General features: G+C 71.1%; 1 pseudogene. It reads left to right on the top strand.

Annotated elements, in window-relative coordinates:
* Nucleotides 1-322: pseudogene (locus IF47_RS28460) on the top strand (5-methyltetrahydropteroyltriglutamate--homocysteine S-methyltransferase); the annotation flags it as partial.

Raw genomic sequence — 322 nt, 5'->3', positions numbered from 1 at the left:
ATCTGGGATGGGCCACGGAGGCCTTCCGGCTCAGCACCGGCGGCGTGCGGCCGGACACGCAGATCCACACGCACATGTGCTACGCCGAGTTCGGCGACATCGTGCAGGCCATCGACGACCTCGACGCGGACGTCATCAGCCTGGAGGCCGCCCGCTCCCATATGCAGGTCGCCCGCGAACTCGCGGCGCACGGCTATCCGCGCGAGGCGGGGCCGGGTGTCTACGACATCCACTCCCCGCGGGTTCCCGGCGCACAGGAGGCGGCCGACCTGCTGCGCACCGGACTGAAGGCCATCCCCGCCGAACGCCTGTGGGTCAACCC

The sequence above is a fragment of the Streptomyces megasporus genome (assembly GCF_000718985.1).
Classification (GTDB): domain Bacteria; phylum Actinomycetota; class Actinomycetes; order Streptomycetales; family Streptomycetaceae; genus Streptomyces; species Streptomyces megasporus.
The sequence above is the reverse complement of the archived record's forward strand: the minus strand, read 5'-3'. Positions and strand labels throughout refer to the sequence as shown.